Here is a 16,185-nt window from a genome sequence, read left to right on the forward strand (position 1 = left end):
ATTGGTTTAGTTTATTGATTTAGTTCGTTCCTCTACCAAGTTTCATACGACGACTTGGCTTGGCCGCATTACGCGGCCTTTTTTATTTCCCCGCGAAAACCCATACCCCATCCAAAACCTACAGCTGATTAGCGGCAATTTCGCTTACAAATTATTGACTTGCGCGCCTTACATGGTAAGCTTTCACAGCTAATAAACTTTATTTATAACTTCGATCAGGAAAAACATGAGCCTACTTGCCTTTAACTTGCCCATAGTAGCTTTGTTGCCCTTTGTTGGTGCGGCCTTAGCCGCTTGGGCTTCAAGATTTCATCGTGTTGCATCGGCATGGGTATCGGCGGGGATTACCGTCCTTGCCCTTGCCTTCCTTGCGCCGGCCATCAGTCTGCCTTTTGCAGGGGAAACCCTTATCCAAAGTTGGGCCTGGATGCCTAGCATCGGATTGGATTTTGCCTTTCGCTTAGACGGCTTAGCGCTGTTATTCGCCCTACTGATTCTGGTAATTGGTTTACTCATCATTATTTATGCCCGTTACTATCTATCGGCCAAAGACTCGATGGGACGCTTCTTTGCCTATTTAATGATGTTTATGGGCTCGATGTTAGGTATTGTTCTGTCAGAAAACCTATTGCAACTGGTGGTGTTCTGGGAGCTGACGTCGCTCAGCTCGTTTTTACTGATTAGTTATTGGCAACACCGTCAAGATGCCCGTCACGGCGCGCGCATGGCGCTAGCGATTACCGGTGCAGGTGGTCTGGCACTATTGGGCGGTGTTCTACTCCTTGGCAACATTGTTGGCAGCTACAACCTTACTGATGTACTCGCTGCCGGTGACATGATTAGAAATCATGAGCTCTACTTGCCTATCCTGATTTTGATTTTATTAGGTGTATTCACCAAATCCGCCCAGTTTCCGTTCCATTTTTGGTTACCTCATGCGATGGCCGCACCGACACCAGTATCGGCTTATCTGCATTCGGCAACCATGGTTAAGGCGGGCATTTTCTTACTAGCGCGCTTCTTCCCGGCACTATCCGGCACGCCAGAATGGACATGGATTGTGGGTACAGCAGGCCTGCTAACCTTTATGATTGGCGCCTACACCGCCATGTTCAAGCACGACTTAAAAGGCCTGCTTGCCTATTCCACCATCAGTCATTTAGGTTTAATTACCCTTCTGTTCGGTTTTGGTACCCAGATGGCAGCGGTTGCGGCCATTTTCCACATTATTAACCATGCCACCTTTAAAGCCTCGTTGTTTATGGTGGCTGGGATTATTGACCATGAAACCGGCACCCGCGATATGCGCAAACTCAGTGGTTTGCTCAAGTATATGCCACATACTGCGGTCCTTGCGATGATTGCCGCGGCCGCTATGGCCGGTGTACCCTTAATGAACGGCTTCTTAAGTAAGGAAATGTTCTTTGAACAAGCGGTCTTTGCCGCTGAAACAAGTGTTTGGGCCTGGGCTATTCCGGTCCTGGTGACCTTGGCCGCCATCTTCTCAGTGGCTTACTCACTGCGCTTTATTCATGACGTGTTCTTTAATGGCGAACCGAAAGACTTGCCAAAAGTGCCTCATGAGCCACCGCGTTTTATGAAAATCCCAGTCGATTTATTAGTCGTCATTTGTTTAGCGGTGGGTATTTTGCCGATGTTTACTGTGGCACCGATCTTAGCGGTTGCCGTGGCGGGCACCTTGCAAGCCACGCCACCAGAGTATAGCCTGTCAATTTGGCATGGTTTCAACTTGCCACTCTTTATGAGTATCCTGGCATTGGCACTGGGTGTGGGTGTTTACATGATTCGTGAACGTCTATACAAGTTACATGACCAAATTTTAGGCCGTGTCGATGCACGAATCGGCTACAACGCATTACTCAATGCCACCCTTACCCTGTCGTTGAGCGTCACGCGTCGCTTTGATAAAGGCTCGTTACAGCACGCATCGGTATGGGTAATAGGTGCAGGCCTGGTCGCCGGTGTGATTGGCTTTATGACGGTAGATGCGCCATTATTCGGTGATCGTGCCGCCTTGCCAATTGATGCGGTCACCCTGACGGCAGCGATAGTATTGATAGCGGCAACCATCATGACGGTTGTCATCCATCAACAGCGTTTTCTTAGCTTAATCTCAATTGGGGTGGTGGGGCTTATCATCGCGCTAGGCTTTGTTAAATTCTCTGCACCCGACTTGGCGCTAACACAACTTTCAGTCGAAATTGTCACCATTGTGCTGTTATTGTTAGCGCTTTATTTCTTACCACAAACCAGCCCAAAAGAAATCGGCAAGCTACGTCTTGGTCGCGATGCGGTCATAGCCGTGGTGACCGGTGTCGGAGTAACGCTACTGACCCTTGCGGTTTTAACACGTGATTTCGCACCGATTTCAGAGTTCTTCCTCGAAAACTCTGTACCTGGTGGTGGGGGTACCAACGTGGTTAACGTCATTCTCGTTGACTTCCGTGGTATTGATACCCTCGGTGAAATCGTGGTGTTGGCTCTAGCAGGCTTAGGTATCTATGCGATGCTAGAAGGCATGAAACTGCCCGCACCTGATCGCGATGCTCAAGGTCGCTTCTGGAACCCAGACACCCATCCAGCGATTATGCAAACGTTAACTCGCTTGTTATTACCTTTAATGCTATTAGTCGCGGTCTTTATCTTCTTGCGTGGCCACAACTTGCCTGGTGGCGGCTTTATCGCCGGTCTAATTGCTTCGGTAGCCTTAATTGTGCAATACCTCGCTAACGGTATTGACTGGACTAGCGATCGCCTCAAGGTCGATATGCATACGGTCATTGCTTATGGCTTATTAATTGGTACCGGAACAGGTTTAGTGTCGATTGCTATTGGCTTCCCATTCTTAACCTCGACCTTCGAATATTTAACCTGGCCTGTGGTCGGTAAGTTTGAAGTCGCTAGCGCCATTGCATTTGATATTGGCGTATTCTTAGTCGTGGTGGGCGCAACGGTATTGAGCTTAGTTCAGCTAGGCAAACTCAGTCGAGCTTCACACGGATATGCACCGCAACAGGAGAAAAACTAATGGAATGGCTAGTTGCAATTGTGATTGGCGTAATGACCAGCGCCGGAGTTTACCTGACGCTGCGTGCGCGTACCTTTCCGGTCGTACTCGGCCTTACCATGCTCGCTTATGCAGTTAACGTGTTCTTATTTACGATGGGACGCTTAACCATAGGGCAACCGGCGGTCATTGATGCCGCCGCTGCTGGCTATGGTGATCCATTGCCACAAGCCTTGGTATTAACCGCGATTGTTATTGCCTTTGGTATGACTGCATTTTTGATTGTATTGGCTCTAAAAGCCCGCAGTGAGTTAGGCAATGACCATGTGGATGGCCTACACCGCGCCCATGATGAGCAGGAGACTAAATAATGATGCAATTGACCGCTTTTCCGGTATTACTGCCATTAGTCGCTGGCTTTATTCTGTTATTTGCGCGTATGGGCGGCTTAAAGCTCCAACGCGCCCTTAACCTGCTTATTACGATTGGCCTCATTTTTGTCAGCATTGAAATGCTCAAAGTCGCCAATACCGGCGCGATAGAGGTCTATTTATCGGGTAACTGGATCGCCCCTTTTGGTATCGTATTTGTACTCGATCGCCTGTCGGCTCTGATGATATTTATAACCGCCATTCTGGCCCTTGGCTCACTTTGGTATGCGATTGCGACCAATTACGATGCCAAAGGCAGCCACTTCCATGTGCTGTTCCAGCTGCAAGTATTTGGTTTAAATGGCGCCTTTATGACCGGGGACTTGTTTAACCTGTTCGTCTTCTTCGAAGTGATGCTATTGGCTTCTTATGGCTTACTGCTACACGGTGGCGGACGCTTACGTACCAAAGCCGGCTTGCACTATGTAGTCATCAACATGATTGGTGCCACGTTATTTTTGTTTGCGGTCGGTGCGCTCTATGGTGCGACGGGAACCTTAAATATCGCAGATATGGCGGTGAAGATTGCAGAAGCGCCCGCTGAAAATCGTGCGCTGATTGCGGCAGCAGGCCTGCTACTGCTCGTGGTGTTCGGGATTAAAGCGGCAATGTTCCCACTCTATTTGTGGCTTCCTACCGCTTATGCAAATACCTCGGCACCGGTGGCCGCCCTGTTTGCCATCATGACCAAGGTGGGTATCTACTCGATTATCCGTGCACATGGCACCATATTCGGTGATGATGCCGGCGATTTAGCCTTCTACTATGCACCTTGGGTGTTAGGCTTGGGGATTATCACCTTGGCACTCGCTGCGTTAGGTGTATTAGCTGCGCGCGGCTTACGCGAGCAGGTTGCCTATTTGGTGCTGGCGTCTGTGGCAACCCTGCTAATCGGGGTAGGTATTGCGACACCAGCGGCGATTTCTGCCACCATTTACTACATGGTTCACTCCACACTCATTGCAGGTGGCATGTTCCTACTCGCTGATGTGATTGCACGTGGACGTGGTGATACCGATGATCGTTTCGAGTCATCGCCCATTATGGCAAATGGGGTCATGATCGGGAGTGCCTTTATGTTTGGCGCCATTGCCATGACCGGCATGCCGCCACTATCAGGCTTCTTTGGCAAAATGCTCATTCTTGGCGCGGCCATGGATCATGCATGGTTAGCCGCGATTTTTGCGGTGGTCTTGATTGCCAGCTTATTAAGCATTGTCGCTATGGCGCGCTCTGGCTCCTTGTTGTTTTACCGCACACAACCGAGTGAACAAGCCCCTGGTGAGCCATTGAATAAATCCGCTTTTGTGGCCGTAGCAGCTCTATTTGCGACCGCACCGATTATGATTATATTTGCTCACCCGATTACGGCCTACACGGATCTAGTCGCTGCCCAGGTATTTGATGCGGCCAGTTATATTGATGCAGTCTTAAGTACCCCTGCCACGGAGAGAAAATGATGCTTAAACGAGTCCTACCTCATCCGATTTTATCGTTTATATTGTGGTTAGCATGGCTGCTCCTTAACAACAGCTTTGACCCTGGCCACATGGTATTAGGCGCTATTTTAGCCATCTTCATTCCTTGGTTTACGGCGGCTTTTTGGCCAGAGAAAATCAAGGTACAAAAACCCGCTACCTTAGCCAAGTTTTTTGCCGTCGTGCTTTGGGATATTATGGTAGCTAACTTTGCCGTAGCCAAATTGATCTTAGGCCGCAATGACAAATTGCAACCCGGCTTTTTTGAAGTGCCGCTCGATATTACGACGCCCATTGGGATAAGTATTTTAGCGAATACCATTTCATTGACCCCAGGAACGGTGTCCTGCGACCTGTCACCGGATCAGACCAAATTAATTATTCACGCATTGCACATTGATGATCAAGCGCAGATGATTGCCGACATCAAGCAGCGTTATGAGCGTCCATTGAAAGAGGTATTTGCCCCATGCTAGACATTGTCATTCCAATTGCCTTTGCCATGGTCAGTGTGGCACTGTTCTTGAGTTTATACCGGGTCATTATTGGCCCCGAGTTACCTGACCGCATCTTAGCGCTGGATACGCTGTATATTAATTCGATTGCCCTCTTAATTCTGCTAGGCCTGCACCTGGGCAGTGCGCTCTATTTTGAAGCGGCGCTGCTGATTGCGGTAATGGGATTTGTAGGCACCGTTGCGCTCAGCAAATATTTGCTGCGCGGTGACATCATGGAATAAGGACCGACTATGTTAGAGTTTATTTTATCGTTATTAATTTTAATCGGAGCCTTCTTTACACTCGTTGGCTCGATTGGCCTGTACAAGCTGCCGGATTTTTATATGCGCTTACACGGCCCCACCAAAGCGACTACGCTCGGTGTCGGTGCAATTTTGATTGCCTCCGCGGTATTTTTTACCGTGCGTGGTGAGGGAATCAGTTTGCACGAACTCTTAGTAACAGTGTTCTTATTCATCACCGCACCCGTCAGCGCGCACTTGATGGCCAAAGCGGCGTTACACATCAAAACCAAACGCCTTGAGCGCACGCAATCGAGCTTAAGCCAAGAGTAATACTAAGCGATAACCCTCTATTGACGCTAAAGCATCACATCCTGCTTTGGCGTCACAAATCTTTCCTCTAGCTGCCATCTGCCTGTCACATTCACCCCCTAGACTGACGCTTATTCTTTTGAGATTAAGGTCATGATGCTAACACCTGCCCTACCCGAATGGTTACAAACTCACCACGAAGACGCAGACACCAAATCTGCCCCCATCAAAGTACGCAGCATTTGGATTTCTGACATTCATCTTGGCTCCAAGGGTGCAAAAGCCACACAGCTCAGTGAATTTTTAAAACGTTATGACTGCGATCACCTCTACTTAGTTGGCGACATCATTGATGCCTGGCGGATGAAAAAAACCAATTTCTGGCCACAAGACCACACTAACGTGATTCGTCGCATTCTAACGCGCGCTAAACGCGGCACCAAAGTGGTTTATATAACCGGTAACCACGATGATGTGTTACGTCGCTATTCAGGCATTAACTTTGGCAATATTCAACTGGCTGATGAATGGCAGCACACGACCGTTAAAGGTGAAAAGCTATGGATTATTCATGGTGACCAGTTTGACGGCGTAGTGCAATGTCATCGCTGGCTAGCCTTGTTAGGCGATTGGGCCTACGAATGGATGTTAACCGTGAATCGTTGGTTTAATAACCTTCGTCATCGCATGGGTTTTGGCTACTGGTCGCTTTCTGCCTATTTAAAGCATCGCGTTAAACGCGCGGTTAATTTCATCAGTGATTTTGAAGAGGCGGTTGCGAAAGCCGCGGCACAAAAAAAGGTAAACGGAGTGGTCTGCGGCCATATTCATCATGCTGAAATAAGACCCTTTGCAAATAACATCACCTATTATAACTGTGGCGATTGGGTTGAATCACTGACCGCGCTGGTTGAGCTAGATGACGGTGAACTGAAGCTGCTTAAATGGGCGGATATTCAGCCCAATCTGGCCCCCTTCTCTAATGATAAGGAAGCAGCATAATGACCCTTCCTATTGCTATTAAACGCCGTATCGCGTTGGTCACCGACGCTTGGCAACCCCAAGTCAACGGTGTTGTGACGACACTAACGCAACTGGTCAATGAACTTCGCCAGCAAGGACATGAGGTGCGCGTTTTTCATCCTTACGACTACCAAACCCTGCCTATGCCCAGCTACCCATCAATTCCATTAGTGTGGTGGGCTAAAGACTTCCGCAGACAGCTTATTGAATGGCAACCCGATCACTTGCATATTGCCACCGAAGGCCCATTGGGATGGCGAGCGCGTTCGCTAGCACGCAAGCAGGCCTGGCCCTTTACCACCGCCTATCACACCAAATACCCTGAATACGTCTATGCCCGTACCAGGCTGCCACTAAAATTGATGTATAGCTTGTTAAGACAATTTCATGCCCCGGCACAAACTACCTTTGCGCCGTCAGATCATCTGATCACTGAGCTAGAACAGCGCGGCTTTAAACACTTAAAACGCTTAAGTCGTGGCGTCGATCAAACGCACTTTCACCCCAAAAAGCGCCAAGAGCTTCCCTATCTAAGACCGATTTATCTGTACGTAGGGCGCATTGCGACTGAAAAAAATCTCGCCTCTTTTTTACGCCTAACCCTCCCAGGCACACAAATCGTGGTCGGTGATGGCCCTGACCGTGAGTATTTAAGCAACCGCTATCCCAAAGCCATATTTGTGGGTGAAAAATTTGGTGAAGAACTCGCCCAATACTACGCCAGCGCTGATGTATTCGTCTTTCCTTCTAAAACAGATACCTTTGGACTCGTCAATATCGAGGCGATGGCTTCTGGGACACCCGTAGCCGCCTATCCGGTCACCGGCCCAATTGATATTGTGCAAAATGGGGTAAATGGTTATCTCGATGACAATCTGTTTGAAGCAATTACCGAAGCCTTATCGGTTAAACGCCAGAAAGTGCGCGCTAGCGTGGAATCCTTTCAATGGAATAGTGTGACCCAAGATTTTTTAGCTAACTTGGCACTGATTAAACATCACCCAAGCCCATTGAATCAAGCTACAGCCCAAGCAACTAACCAAGCCAGCCCAGTTGCGTTATCAAAAGAAAACTGAGCAGGCCTGGGGATAACTGCTAAAATAAACTTTTTTCAATTTAGCCTGCCCTATTTTCATGAACTCAGCTCAACTTATTCTTATTGATAAACGCAACCAACCGCTTAAAGACTATATCGTAGCGGTTGCTGCCTCGGATGGTTTAGACATTAAAGGCGTCCAAGTTATTGCCTCACCTGCCAAAGGTGAAAAAGCCTTACTAACGGCTGGTTTGCGCATCCCCCCTCTCGAAGACTTTGATTTTGATACGCAGAAAATAGCGCAACACACTCTTGATCAACTATTAATCAACGAAGAAGTGTTAAGTTGTGACAGCTTTATTGCGCAGGCAAGTCAAGACGAAAGTATCTGTGACAATCTGCGTAAATCCAAACACAAACTGGCCTTGGCCATTGAAGCCTTAATCAGTGAGTTTACGCAATCCAGTGTCACTGATTTGATTCGTGATAACCGTAATGATGCGCTGTACAAACTCAAACAGCAGGCCAAAGAACTGAAGAACAAAACCATTCTGTGCCTTGATATTGAAGCAACGGATATTTCAACCAATCCTGAAGCCGACATTATTCAGCTGTCAGTTTGTGACCTTGAGGGTCATGAAAAGCTCAATCAGCTCTACAACCCTGGCTACCCTATTCCACCCAATGAAAAACATACTATCACCACCGAGATGGTAGCCGATGCACCCAAAATTGAAGATTGCTGGCCCGACATTCATGCACTATTACAACAAGCTGACATTATTCTGGCTTACAGCACTGAAAGCGATTTTAGCTACCTCAAAAACACTGCTGAGAAAAAACAACTTCCGTTTGAATTAGACTATGGCAAATGGTTAGATGTCGCTGAATTTAGTAAAGAACTGGTCGGCGCCATGCGCTGGCATTCGGAGCGGATGCACTGGTTTTGGAAAACACCGAAGCTGACCATTGCGTATGAGCGCATTCTTAACAAACCTTTTCCGGGTGATGCGCATGATGCCCTAGCAGATGCGCGCGCCACCGCAGAGCTGATGCAGGGTATGCTAAAATTAGGTGCGAACTCAGATATTAAAGCCAAAGAAACGCCCAAAGCTGATGCCAAGGTATCCAATAACTTGTTTGCGATGGCATTTGCTAAAGCGAAGAAAAAGTAGGCCAGACTATGCAACAACCCAAGACATTTTTAGACCTAGAAGCCGCCAAAAAAGGTGATCAATTTGATTGGTCATTCTTTAAAGAACAGCTTAAATTTGATCAAGACGGCTTAATGCCGGCTATTGCCCAACAACACGATACCGGCGAAGTCCTGATGCTTGCCTATATGAATCTTACTGCGTTAGAAGAAACACTGGCTACCGGTCGGGTGTGCTATTGGTCACGCTCGCGCCAAGCCTTCTGGCGCAAAGGCGAAGCCTCTGGTCAAATTCAACGCCTGGTCGCTGCACGTCTTGACTGTGATGGCGACACGCTGCTGCTGCAAGTCGATCAAACCGGTCCAGCCTGTCATACAGGCCGCTCAAATTGTTTTTATAATGGTATTGATGGGCAACACCTCACCATCTTATCCGATCCGCTAATTGACCCAAGCCAACTTTACGGCCACAGTCATACCCCTAAATAGCAGCCAATAAAAAGCCCGAGTAAACACTAGGCTTACTCGGGCGGCTTAGGAGAGCGTTAAAGCTTGCGCTTATTCAGCTGAGGCCACTGACTCGCGTGCATCAAAATTCCAGCTTAAAAAACCACCTGGCTGTTCTTCTAAACTTGCGACCGCTTCTTCAGTCACCGCTACAGCCGGGACATCCAACTTACAGCCAAATGCCCAACTAATCGTTTCCTCTGACTGAGCCATAACGCCCGTCGAACCCAAAACTAAACTACCAGCTAATGCCATAGATGCAAATAATTTCATGTAAAACTCCTTTTGATGAATTACTCAATGTCAAAAACAGTTTACAACCATACAAAAAACTTATCAACCCATAGAATAAAAATATATTATAAAAATCTAATATTAATAAACCCTAATTGGTTTTAATGCCATTACGGCCATTGTTCGCGCGGATTAAACCCGCGCTGTTCAGCCATTTGCTGATACCAGGCCTGGTCTTCCTCGCTCACTGCAGGCGGAATTTGAATCAATACCTGGACCACTAAATCTCCGGCTGGCTTACCATAACCACGCCCTTTTAAACGCAACCGCTTGCCTGAGGGGGTATTAGGCGGCAAGGTTAATTGAATTTTGCCTTGCAAGGTCGGCAAGGTCACTTTGCCGCCCAAGGCGGCTTCCCAAGGGGTAACCGGCAAATCGAGCACCAACTGCTCATCTTCAAAACGATAATAGGCATGGGGCAATAAACTAATCGCTAAATACAAATCACCATTGGGGCCACCATGTCGGCCTGGCTGCCCTTGACCACTTAAGCGGATTTTTTGGCCGTCTTTCACACCAGCAGGAATCTTGACTTCCAGCGAGCGCGATTCATAACCCTTTGAAACCTTAATACGTCGTTGCTGACCCGACATGGCCACCTCTAGCGTAAGGCTAATGGCGACCTGCTGATCTTGTCCTTTAGCAGGCCTGGCACCGCCAAAGCCGCTGCCAAACGGATTTCCACCCGCACCGCCAAAACCACCCTGCCCCCGAAATAGCGACTCAAACAAATCACTAAAGCCACCGGCACCGCCGCCCATGCCACCGCCAAACATCTGCTCAAAACCCGGCGGTGGCTCAAACTGCTGACCTTGACGATAATTGCTGCCGAGCTGATCATACATGGCGCGTTTTTTATCATCACTTAAGACTTCATAAGCCTCACTAATGGCTTTAAATTTCGTTTCATCTCCGTCGGGCTTATCAGGGTGATAACGCCCAGCCAATTTTCGATAGGCCTTTTTAATGGTGGCTGCATCGGCATTGCGCTCCACACCCAGCGTTTGGTAGTAATCCTGAAATTCCATGGCATTCCTTTTTAAGCTCAATTTATGCTATCCATTATGGGGGCGATTGAGCGGTTTTCAAGCAAACCCTTACACGATAGACCGCTATTAGCAGTTGCTCAATCCAACCAATCCCTTGATAATAGCTAGGCTGACATTTTGAGGTTTTTATGAGCGAACATCCTAACGCGTTATACATTCGGCCACAGGGCACGTTGCAAGTTTTATCCCAACACGAAGCGGAACAGCTTTGCGATACGAGTGAGCGAGGACTCAATGAATTATTTCGCCAGTGTTGCTTAGCTGTGCTTAATACCGGAAGCGACCTAGACAGCGGCTTAAAACTACTCGAAGAATATAAAAATTTCGACATAAAAGTTACCACACGCGGTCGCGGTATCGAACTGATTATTTGCAATCCACCCGCTAAGGCGTTTATTGATGGCGAACTGATAGCCGGCTTAAAAGAACATCTTTTTGCCGTGGTGCGCGACCTGCTTTATACCCAAAACAGTATTTTAGATTCTGGCAATTTTGACTTAAATGACTCCGCAGGTATTACCAATGCCGTATTCCATATGCTGCGCAATGCCGAAGTGATGCACACAGATGAATCGCCCAATCTTGTGGTCTGTTGGGGCGGTCACGCAGTGCCACGTCATGAATATGAATATGCCAAACATGTCGGTTATTCACTCGGCTTACGCAAGATGAATGTTTGTACCGGCTGCGGACCCGGTGTGATGAAAGCACCGATGAAAGGGGCCGCCGTTGGCCATCACAATCAACGCTTTTTTAACCGCCGTTATATTGGCCTTACCGAGCCAGGCATTATTGCGGCAGAAGCGCCCAATGCGGTAGTAAATGAACTGGTGATTCTGCCCGACATTGAAAAGCGCTTAGAGGCCTTTGTGAGATTAGGCCATGGCATTATCATCTTCCCGGGCGGACCAGGGACGCTTGAAGAACTGCTCTATATTCTGAGTATTCAGCTGCACCCCAACAATCAGCAGCAAGTGTTGCCATTAGTTCTGACAGGCAATCGTCATAGTGATGTGTATTTTGAAAAAATTGAACAATTTATTGAGCTGGCTTTGGGTATGGAAGCCCTTTCGAAGCTCAATATCATAATTAATGACCCTGAAGCCGTAGCACTCTATATGAAAGAGCAAATGAATTTAGTGCGTCAAGACCGCAAGGACACCAGTGATGCCTATTATTTTAACTGGCAACTCTATATCGACCCACCCTTACAGCAGCCTTTTCACCCAACCCATGAAGCGATGGCTGGCTTAAATTTAACCCGCAATCAACCGCTGCATTTACTTGCCTCACAACTGCGCTGTGCCTTTTCTGGCATCGTAGCGGGTAATGTGAAGGCCGAAGGCATTCGAGCTATTGCCGAAAAAGGGCCTTATCAACTGCAAGGCGACCCGGATATTATGGCTGCTCTAGATGACCTACTGGCCTTTTTAGTGGCTCAAAAACGCATGAAACTCGATGCAGAGGACTACCAGCCCTGCTATGACATTTTACGTGCTACTTTATAAAACCAAACAAGGCGTTGACTATGAATTTTGCCGATTTTGATCTTGATGACCGCCTACTTGAGGCGTTACGCGAGGTGCACTTTAACCGCCCCACACCCATTCAACAGCAGGCCATTCCTGCGTTGATGGCCGGCGAAGATGTCCTGGCCGGCGCTGCAACCGGTACCGGCAAAACTGCCGCATTTGTGCTACCGGTACTGCAACATATTATTGATAATCCACAGGGTTATTCACCCAACCCGCGCGCGCTATTATTAGCCCCCACTCGCGAACTCGCTCTGCAAATTCGACAGGTGGTGAAATCACTCAGCCGTCACCTAGATCTGCGCTCGGTTGCGATTACCGGAGGGTTAGCCCAGGATAAACAGCGTGCTTTATTAACCCAGCCTTATCAAATTTTGATTGCCACGCCCGGTCGCTTACTTAATCTCGTTGAACAAGATGAAATTGATCTATCTGAACTCGAACTGGTGATGATTGATGAAGCCGACCGGATGCTCGATATGGGCCAAGGTCCAGATGTTTATGCGCTACTCGATGCGATTCCCGATAGTTTTCAAGCAGGCCTGTTTTCGGCGACACTATCGGGCAGTGGCATTGAACGCTTTGCACAGCGTATGCTAGATGACCCAACTATTATTCAAGTCGATGCCGCCAACCACGACTCAGATCAAGTACAGCAGCTCCTCTACTTTGCTGACGATCGCGAGCATAAACAAACGCTATTGCGCACCTTGCTACAAGATGCCAGTTGCGAAAAAGCGCTGGTTTTTTGTAACAAAAAATCCCGCGCAATTGAACTTAATGACTGTTTAAATGCAGAAGGCCTGGCTTCACAGGTATTACATGGTGATTTCATTCAAGCGGCTCGCTTAGAACGGGTTAAACGCTTTAGCGAACATCCCAAACAAGTGTTAGTGGCGACGGATGTGGCCGCGCGCGGACTCGATATTGCCAATATCACCCATGTGATTAACTTTGATGTACCCCTGCGGGGCGACATCTACATTCACCGTATCGGACGCACCGGACGTGCGCAACAGATGGGCATTGCGATTACGCTTGCTGAAGGCCATGAGTTCAAGGATATCGCGCGGATAGAGTATCACCTCAATAAGCGTTTAAATATCACCACCATGCCTGGTTTAGAGGCGCGCCTCAGTTTAAACAAACCGACGCGCGCCAAGAAAAAGCCGCATAAAAAGAAGTTAGCTAAAAAGCTTGCCAAACAACCGGCTAAAAAGAGTTCCAAGCGGCGTTAAGACGCATGGCAAAATAAAAAAACCTGCGAAGTAGCAGGTTTTTTTATGCACGAACATATCAATAATGAGGCTAAAACTCGGCCCACTCATCCTGACTTGCCGGTGCTTTTGCTTGCGCTGTTGCAGGCTTTGGCTTAACAGGTAAAGCATTCATGCTTGAGTTCGCACTTAAAGCTAAGGGCGAGTTTAAGCGGGCATCTAACTTGCGTGACTGTTGGTTAATCTTAAAGAAGCGCATTTGCTCACTGAGCAAATCCGCTTGCTCGCGCATACTTTCAGCCGCTGCTGATGTCTCTTCAACCAAGGCGGCATTCTGTTGGATACCCTGATCAATAGAGTTAAGTGCCGCTTGCAGTTGCTTAACGCCTTCTGCCTGCTCTTGAGAAGCGTGAGATATTTCTTCAGACATCTGGGTGGCGCGTTCAATTGCATGAGTAATTTCGTCAATAACATGCCCGGACTCACCTGCCAGTTTAGTGCCTTGACTAATGCGCGTCACACTCTCATTGATTAATGCGGTGATATCTTTAGCCGCTTCGGCCGATTTTTGTGCAAGCGCGCGCACCTCACCGGCTACCACGGCAAAGCCACGACCATGCTCGCCAGCACGCGCAGCTTCAACCGCTGCGTTTAAGGCTAAGAGATTAGTTTGGAAGGCAATACCATCAATCAGCGTGACAATATCAGCGATTTTATGGCTGGATTGCTCAATCGCGGTCATCGCTTCAATAGTTTGCTTCATTACAGCAGACGCTTGGCTCGCTTTAGCTTCCACTTGTTTTTCAACATGAGTTGCCTCAGTGGCGTTCTGAGCATTATTTTGTACCGCCGCGCTAAACTCCTCCATCGTGGCAGAGCTTTGCTGAATGGCTGCCGCCTGCTTTTGCACTCGGTCACTTAAATCAAGCGACCCTTGTGCCACCTCAACGGCGGCATGATTCACTGAATCGGCTGCACTTACTGCAAAGGACACAATTTCACTTAGCTTAACAACTGATTCATTCACCGCATCACTCAGCACCCCCAACTGACCTGGATAGGTGTCCTGAATAGTTTTAGTTAGGTCACCTTTGGACTGTGCCACGGCCAATTGCGTAATCGAAGTAATCGCATTAGCTAGGGCATCAAGCGACTCATTAATCATATCTTTCAAGGTCAATAATTCGCCCTGTGCATCAGACTTAACGCGAACATCAAAATCCCCTTCACGCATTTTAGTCATAACGCTGACGATATCATCAATAGAAGTATTTAAGGCTGTCGTAGCATTAGCAACACTTGTCATCAACAAACCATAGTCGCCGGGCAAGTCGGTGTTGACACTTACTTTAAACTGACCTGAGGACAGTGCGTTCATAACCGTTGAGAGAGCTTTAATGGTTGCAGAAATAGAGTCTGCGCTGTCATTAACACCCGTTTGCAATACAGCTAGATCACCTCGATAATTTCCAGATATACGCTCAGAGAAATCACCATTCGAAAGGGCTTTTACTACATGGTTGGTGTTAGTAATCGACTCTTGAAGATTCGAGAGCAAATTATTCAGCGCATTAGCCGCTTGACCCACTTCATCTTGGGCATCATGGTTCAATCTGGCTGAAAAATCACCGGTTTCATCTACCTTACGTAGCGTGCGCACCATATTAGACAAGGGCATAGTGATCACACGAATAAGCACCGTACCAATCAAAATGGCCAAGATAATCGCAATCACTAACGTGACGGTCATGGTAACCTTTTTCTCATTAGCAACCGCAAGGGCTTCTGCAGCCTGCGCCAAACCAGTCTGCTCACTCTGTTTGGAAATCGCCTCAAAGCTACTGCCCATTGCATTAGACAGCGGCACCATTCTTAGCACCGTCGCCTCATAGTCGGCCATTAAGCGGTTCAATTCAAATTGCGAACGCGCCTTAATCATCTTATCGATCTGATCATCTAGCTCAACATAAATAGCCCGCCAGGCCTGGTACTCTTGTTGTAACCTTTCAAACATTTGCGCACCCTGCGCTGACTGCTTTGGAATTGCGGCAAAGCGCTCCCAATATTCATCAATGACCTGCCACGATTGGACACGTTGCTGCTGAATATTTTTGAGTGTTTCTGGGGCATCGGCATAGTTTGTATGACGAAATACATCCAAGGTTTGTGCTCGGATATTCATTCTTTCAGTATTTAAAACACCAAGCGATACAACACTTGGTAAACGAACCTCTGAAAAATTTTGCATACCATCAGACCAGAGCACAAAACCGCGCACCGCATTAATCCCACTGAATAACAAAGCTAGCACCATCAACAAAACAAACACTATTAATTTTGATTTAATTGTTAAGCGATTAAGCATTTGCATTTTTCACCCACCTTA

15 protein-coding genes are annotated in these 16,185 nt (G+C 47.8%); 12 read left to right on the forward strand and 3 right to left on the reverse strand.

Annotated elements, in window-relative coordinates; genetic code table 11:
* The first annotated feature begins 226 nt into the window (after positions 1 to 226).
* The 10 genes from THIAE_RS09160 (at position 227) to hisI (ending at position 9,689) form a co-directional block, all read left to right on the forward strand.
* Positions 227 to 3,049 (forward strand): monovalent cation/H+ antiporter subunit A, encoded by a 2,823-nt coding sequence (locus THIAE_RS09160; RefSeq protein ID WP_006460814.1) that lies wholly within the window; start codon positions 227 to 229, stop codon positions 3,047 to 3,049.
* Positions 3,049 to 3,399 (forward strand): Na+/H+ antiporter subunit C, encoded by a 351-nt coding sequence (locus tag THIAE_RS09165; RefSeq protein ID WP_006460813.1) that lies wholly within the window; start codon positions 3,049 to 3,051, stop codon positions 3,397 to 3,399. Before THIAE_RS09160 ends, THIAE_RS09165 begins: the two co-directional genes overlap by 1 nt.
* Positions 3,399 to 4,919: a monovalent cation/H+ antiporter subunit D gene (locus tag THIAE_RS09170; RefSeq protein ID WP_006460812.1), complete on the forward strand. Its 1,521-nt coding sequence runs from the start codon at positions 3,399 to 3,401 to the stop codon at positions 4,917 to 4,919. Before THIAE_RS09165 ends, THIAE_RS09170 begins: the two co-directional genes overlap by 1 nt.
* The gene (locus tag THIAE_RS09175; protein WP_006460811.1) at positions 4,916 to 5,413 is read left to right on the forward strand and encodes a Na+/H+ antiporter subunit E; all 498 of its coding nucleotides are present in this window, start codon (positions 4,916 to 4,918) and stop codon (positions 5,411 to 5,413) included. Before THIAE_RS09170 ends, THIAE_RS09175 begins: the two co-directional genes overlap by 4 nt.
* Complete coding sequence (locus tag THIAE_RS09180) at positions 5,407 to 5,676, forward strand: K+/H+ antiporter subunit F (protein WP_006460810.1); 270 nt, start codon at positions 5,407 to 5,409, stop codon at positions 5,674 to 5,676. The genes THIAE_RS09175 and THIAE_RS09180 overlap by 7 nt, the downstream gene beginning before the upstream one ends.
* A 9-nt stretch (positions 5,677 to 5,685) precedes the next feature.
* Positions 5,686 to 6,009 (forward strand): Na+/H+ antiporter subunit G, encoded by a 324-nt coding sequence (locus THIAE_RS09185; protein WP_006460809.1) that lies wholly within the window; start codon positions 5,686 to 5,688, stop codon positions 6,007 to 6,009.
* A 132-nt stretch (positions 6,010 to 6,141) separates the two neighbouring features.
* On the forward strand, positions 6,142 to 6,990 hold the full coding sequence (locus tag THIAE_RS09190; RefSeq protein WP_006460808.1) for a UDP-2,3-diacylglucosamine diphosphatase: 849 nt from the start codon (positions 6,142 to 6,144) through the stop codon (positions 6,988 to 6,990).
* Positions 6,990 to 8,087: a glycosyltransferase family 4 protein gene (locus THIAE_RS09195; RefSeq protein WP_006460807.1), complete on the forward strand. Its 1,098-nt coding sequence runs from the start codon at positions 6,990 to 6,992 to the stop codon at positions 8,085 to 8,087. Before THIAE_RS09190 ends, THIAE_RS09195 begins: the two co-directional genes overlap by 1 nt.
* Positions 8,088 to 8,145: 58 nt before the next feature.
* Positions 8,146 to 9,222, forward strand: a complete 1,077-nt coding sequence (locus tag THIAE_RS09200) for a 3'-5' exonuclease (RefSeq protein WP_006460806.1) — start codon at positions 8,146 to 8,148, stop codon at positions 9,220 to 9,222.
* An 8-nt stretch (positions 9,223 to 9,230) separates the two neighbouring features.
* Entirely contained in the window at positions 9,231 to 9,689 is a 459-nt protein-coding gene (hisI, locus tag THIAE_RS09205; protein WP_006460805.1) for a phosphoribosyl-AMP cyclohydrolase, read from the forward strand.
* Between the two features lie 69 nt (positions 9,690 to 9,758).
* Here hisI and THIAE_RS09210 read toward each other — a convergent pair whose 3' ends face one another.
* Together THIAE_RS09210 and THIAE_RS09215 are read right to left on the reverse strand one after the other, a co-directional pair.
* Positions 9,759 to 9,980, reverse strand: coding sequence for a hypothetical protein (locus THIAE_RS09210; RefSeq protein WP_006460804.1), 222 nt, complete (start codon positions 9,978 to 9,980; stop codon positions 9,759 to 9,761).
* Between the two features lie 131 nt (positions 9,981 to 10,111).
* Positions 10,112 to 11,029 (reverse strand): DnaJ C-terminal domain-containing protein, encoded by a 918-nt coding sequence (locus THIAE_RS09215; protein WP_006460803.1) that lies wholly within the window; start codon positions 11,027 to 11,029, stop codon positions 10,112 to 10,114.
* A gap of 149 nt (positions 11,030 to 11,178) precedes the next feature.
* On the opposite strand from THIAE_RS09215, the gene ppnN reads away from it, so the two are divergent.
* Together ppnN and THIAE_RS09225 are read left to right on the forward strand one after the other, a co-directional pair.
* The gene (ppnN, locus tag THIAE_RS09220; RefSeq protein ID WP_006460802.1) at positions 11,179 to 12,558 is read left to right on the forward strand and encodes a nucleotide 5'-monophosphate nucleosidase PpnN; all 1,380 of its coding nucleotides are present in this window, start codon (positions 11,179 to 11,181) and stop codon (positions 12,556 to 12,558) included.
* A gap of 20 nt (positions 12,559 to 12,578) precedes the next feature.
* Positions 12,579 to 13,820, forward strand: a complete 1,242-nt coding sequence (locus THIAE_RS09225) for a DEAD/DEAH box helicase (protein ID WP_006460801.1) — start codon at positions 12,579 to 12,581, stop codon at positions 13,818 to 13,820.
* A 70-nt stretch (positions 13,821 to 13,890) separates the two neighbouring features.
* On the opposite strand, the gene THIAE_RS09230 is transcribed toward THIAE_RS09225, so the two are convergent.
* Positions 13,891 to 16,170, reverse strand: coding sequence for a methyl-accepting chemotaxis protein (locus THIAE_RS09230; RefSeq protein WP_006460800.1), 2,280 nt, complete (start codon positions 16,168 to 16,170; stop codon positions 13,891 to 13,893).
* Between the last annotated feature and the right edge of the window lie 15 nt (positions 16,171 to 16,185).

It is taken from the genome of Thiomicrospira aerophila AL3 (genome assembly GCF_000227665.2).
GTDB lineage: Bacteria > Pseudomonadota > Gammaproteobacteria > Thiomicrospirales > Thiomicrospiraceae > Thiomicrospira > Thiomicrospira aerophila.

What these genes read in the sequence shown, in the direction of transcription:
- THIAE_RS09200 (WP_006460806.1), top strand. Translation starts at nt 8,146, where the DNA reads ATGAACTCAGCTCAACTTATTCTTATTGATAAACGCAACCAACCGCTT.
- THIAE_RS09180 (WP_006460810.1), top strand. Translation starts at nt 5,407, where the DNA reads ATGCTAGACATTGTCATTCCAATTGCCTTTGCCATGGTCAGTGTGGCA.
- THIAE_RS09170 (WP_006460812.1), top strand. Translation starts at nt 3,399, where the DNA reads ATGATGCAATTGACCGCTTTTCCGGTATTACTGCCATTAGTCGCTGGC.
- hisI (WP_006460805.1), top strand. Translation starts at nt 9,231, where the DNA reads ATGCAACAACCCAAGACATTTTTAGACCTAGAAGCCGCCAAAAAAGGT.
- THIAE_RS09190 (WP_006460808.1), top strand. Translation starts at nt 6,142, where the DNA reads ATGATGCTAACACCTGCCCTACCCGAATGGTTACAAACTCACCACGAA.
- THIAE_RS09195 (WP_006460807.1), top strand. Translation starts at nt 6,990, where the DNA reads ATGACCCTTCCTATTGCTATTAAACGCCGTATCGCGTTGGTCACCGAC.
- THIAE_RS09175 (WP_006460811.1), top strand. Translation starts at nt 4,916, where the DNA reads ATGATGCTTAAACGAGTCCTACCTCATCCGATTTTATCGTTTATATTG.
- THIAE_RS09185 (WP_006460809.1), top strand. Translation starts at nt 5,686, where the DNA reads ATGTTAGAGTTTATTTTATCGTTATTAATTTTAATCGGAGCCTTCTTT.
- THIAE_RS09225 (WP_006460801.1), top strand. Translation starts at nt 12,579, where the DNA reads ATGAATTTTGCCGATTTTGATCTTGATGACCGCCTACTTGAGGCGTTA.
- ppnN (WP_006460802.1), top strand. Translation starts at nt 11,179, where the DNA reads ATGAGCGAACATCCTAACGCGTTATACATTCGGCCACAGGGCACGTTG.
- THIAE_RS09215 (WP_006460803.1), bottom strand. Translation starts at nt 11,029, where the DNA reads ATGGAATTTCAGGATTACTACCAAACGCTGGGTGTGGAGCGCAATGCC.
- THIAE_RS09210 (WP_006460804.1), bottom strand. Translation starts at nt 9,980, where the DNA reads ATGAAATTATTTGCATCTATGGCATTAGCTGGTAGTTTAGTTTTGGGT.
- THIAE_RS09160 (WP_006460814.1), top strand. Translation starts at nt 227, where the DNA reads ATGAGCCTACTTGCCTTTAACTTGCCCATAGTAGCTTTGTTGCCCTTT.
- THIAE_RS09230 (WP_006460800.1), bottom strand. Translation starts at nt 16,170, where the DNA reads ATGCAAATGCTTAATCGCTTAACAATTAAATCAAAATTAATAGTGTTT.
- THIAE_RS09165 (WP_006460813.1), top strand. Translation starts at nt 3,049, where the DNA reads ATGGAATGGCTAGTTGCAATTGTGATTGGCGTAATGACCAGCGCCGGA.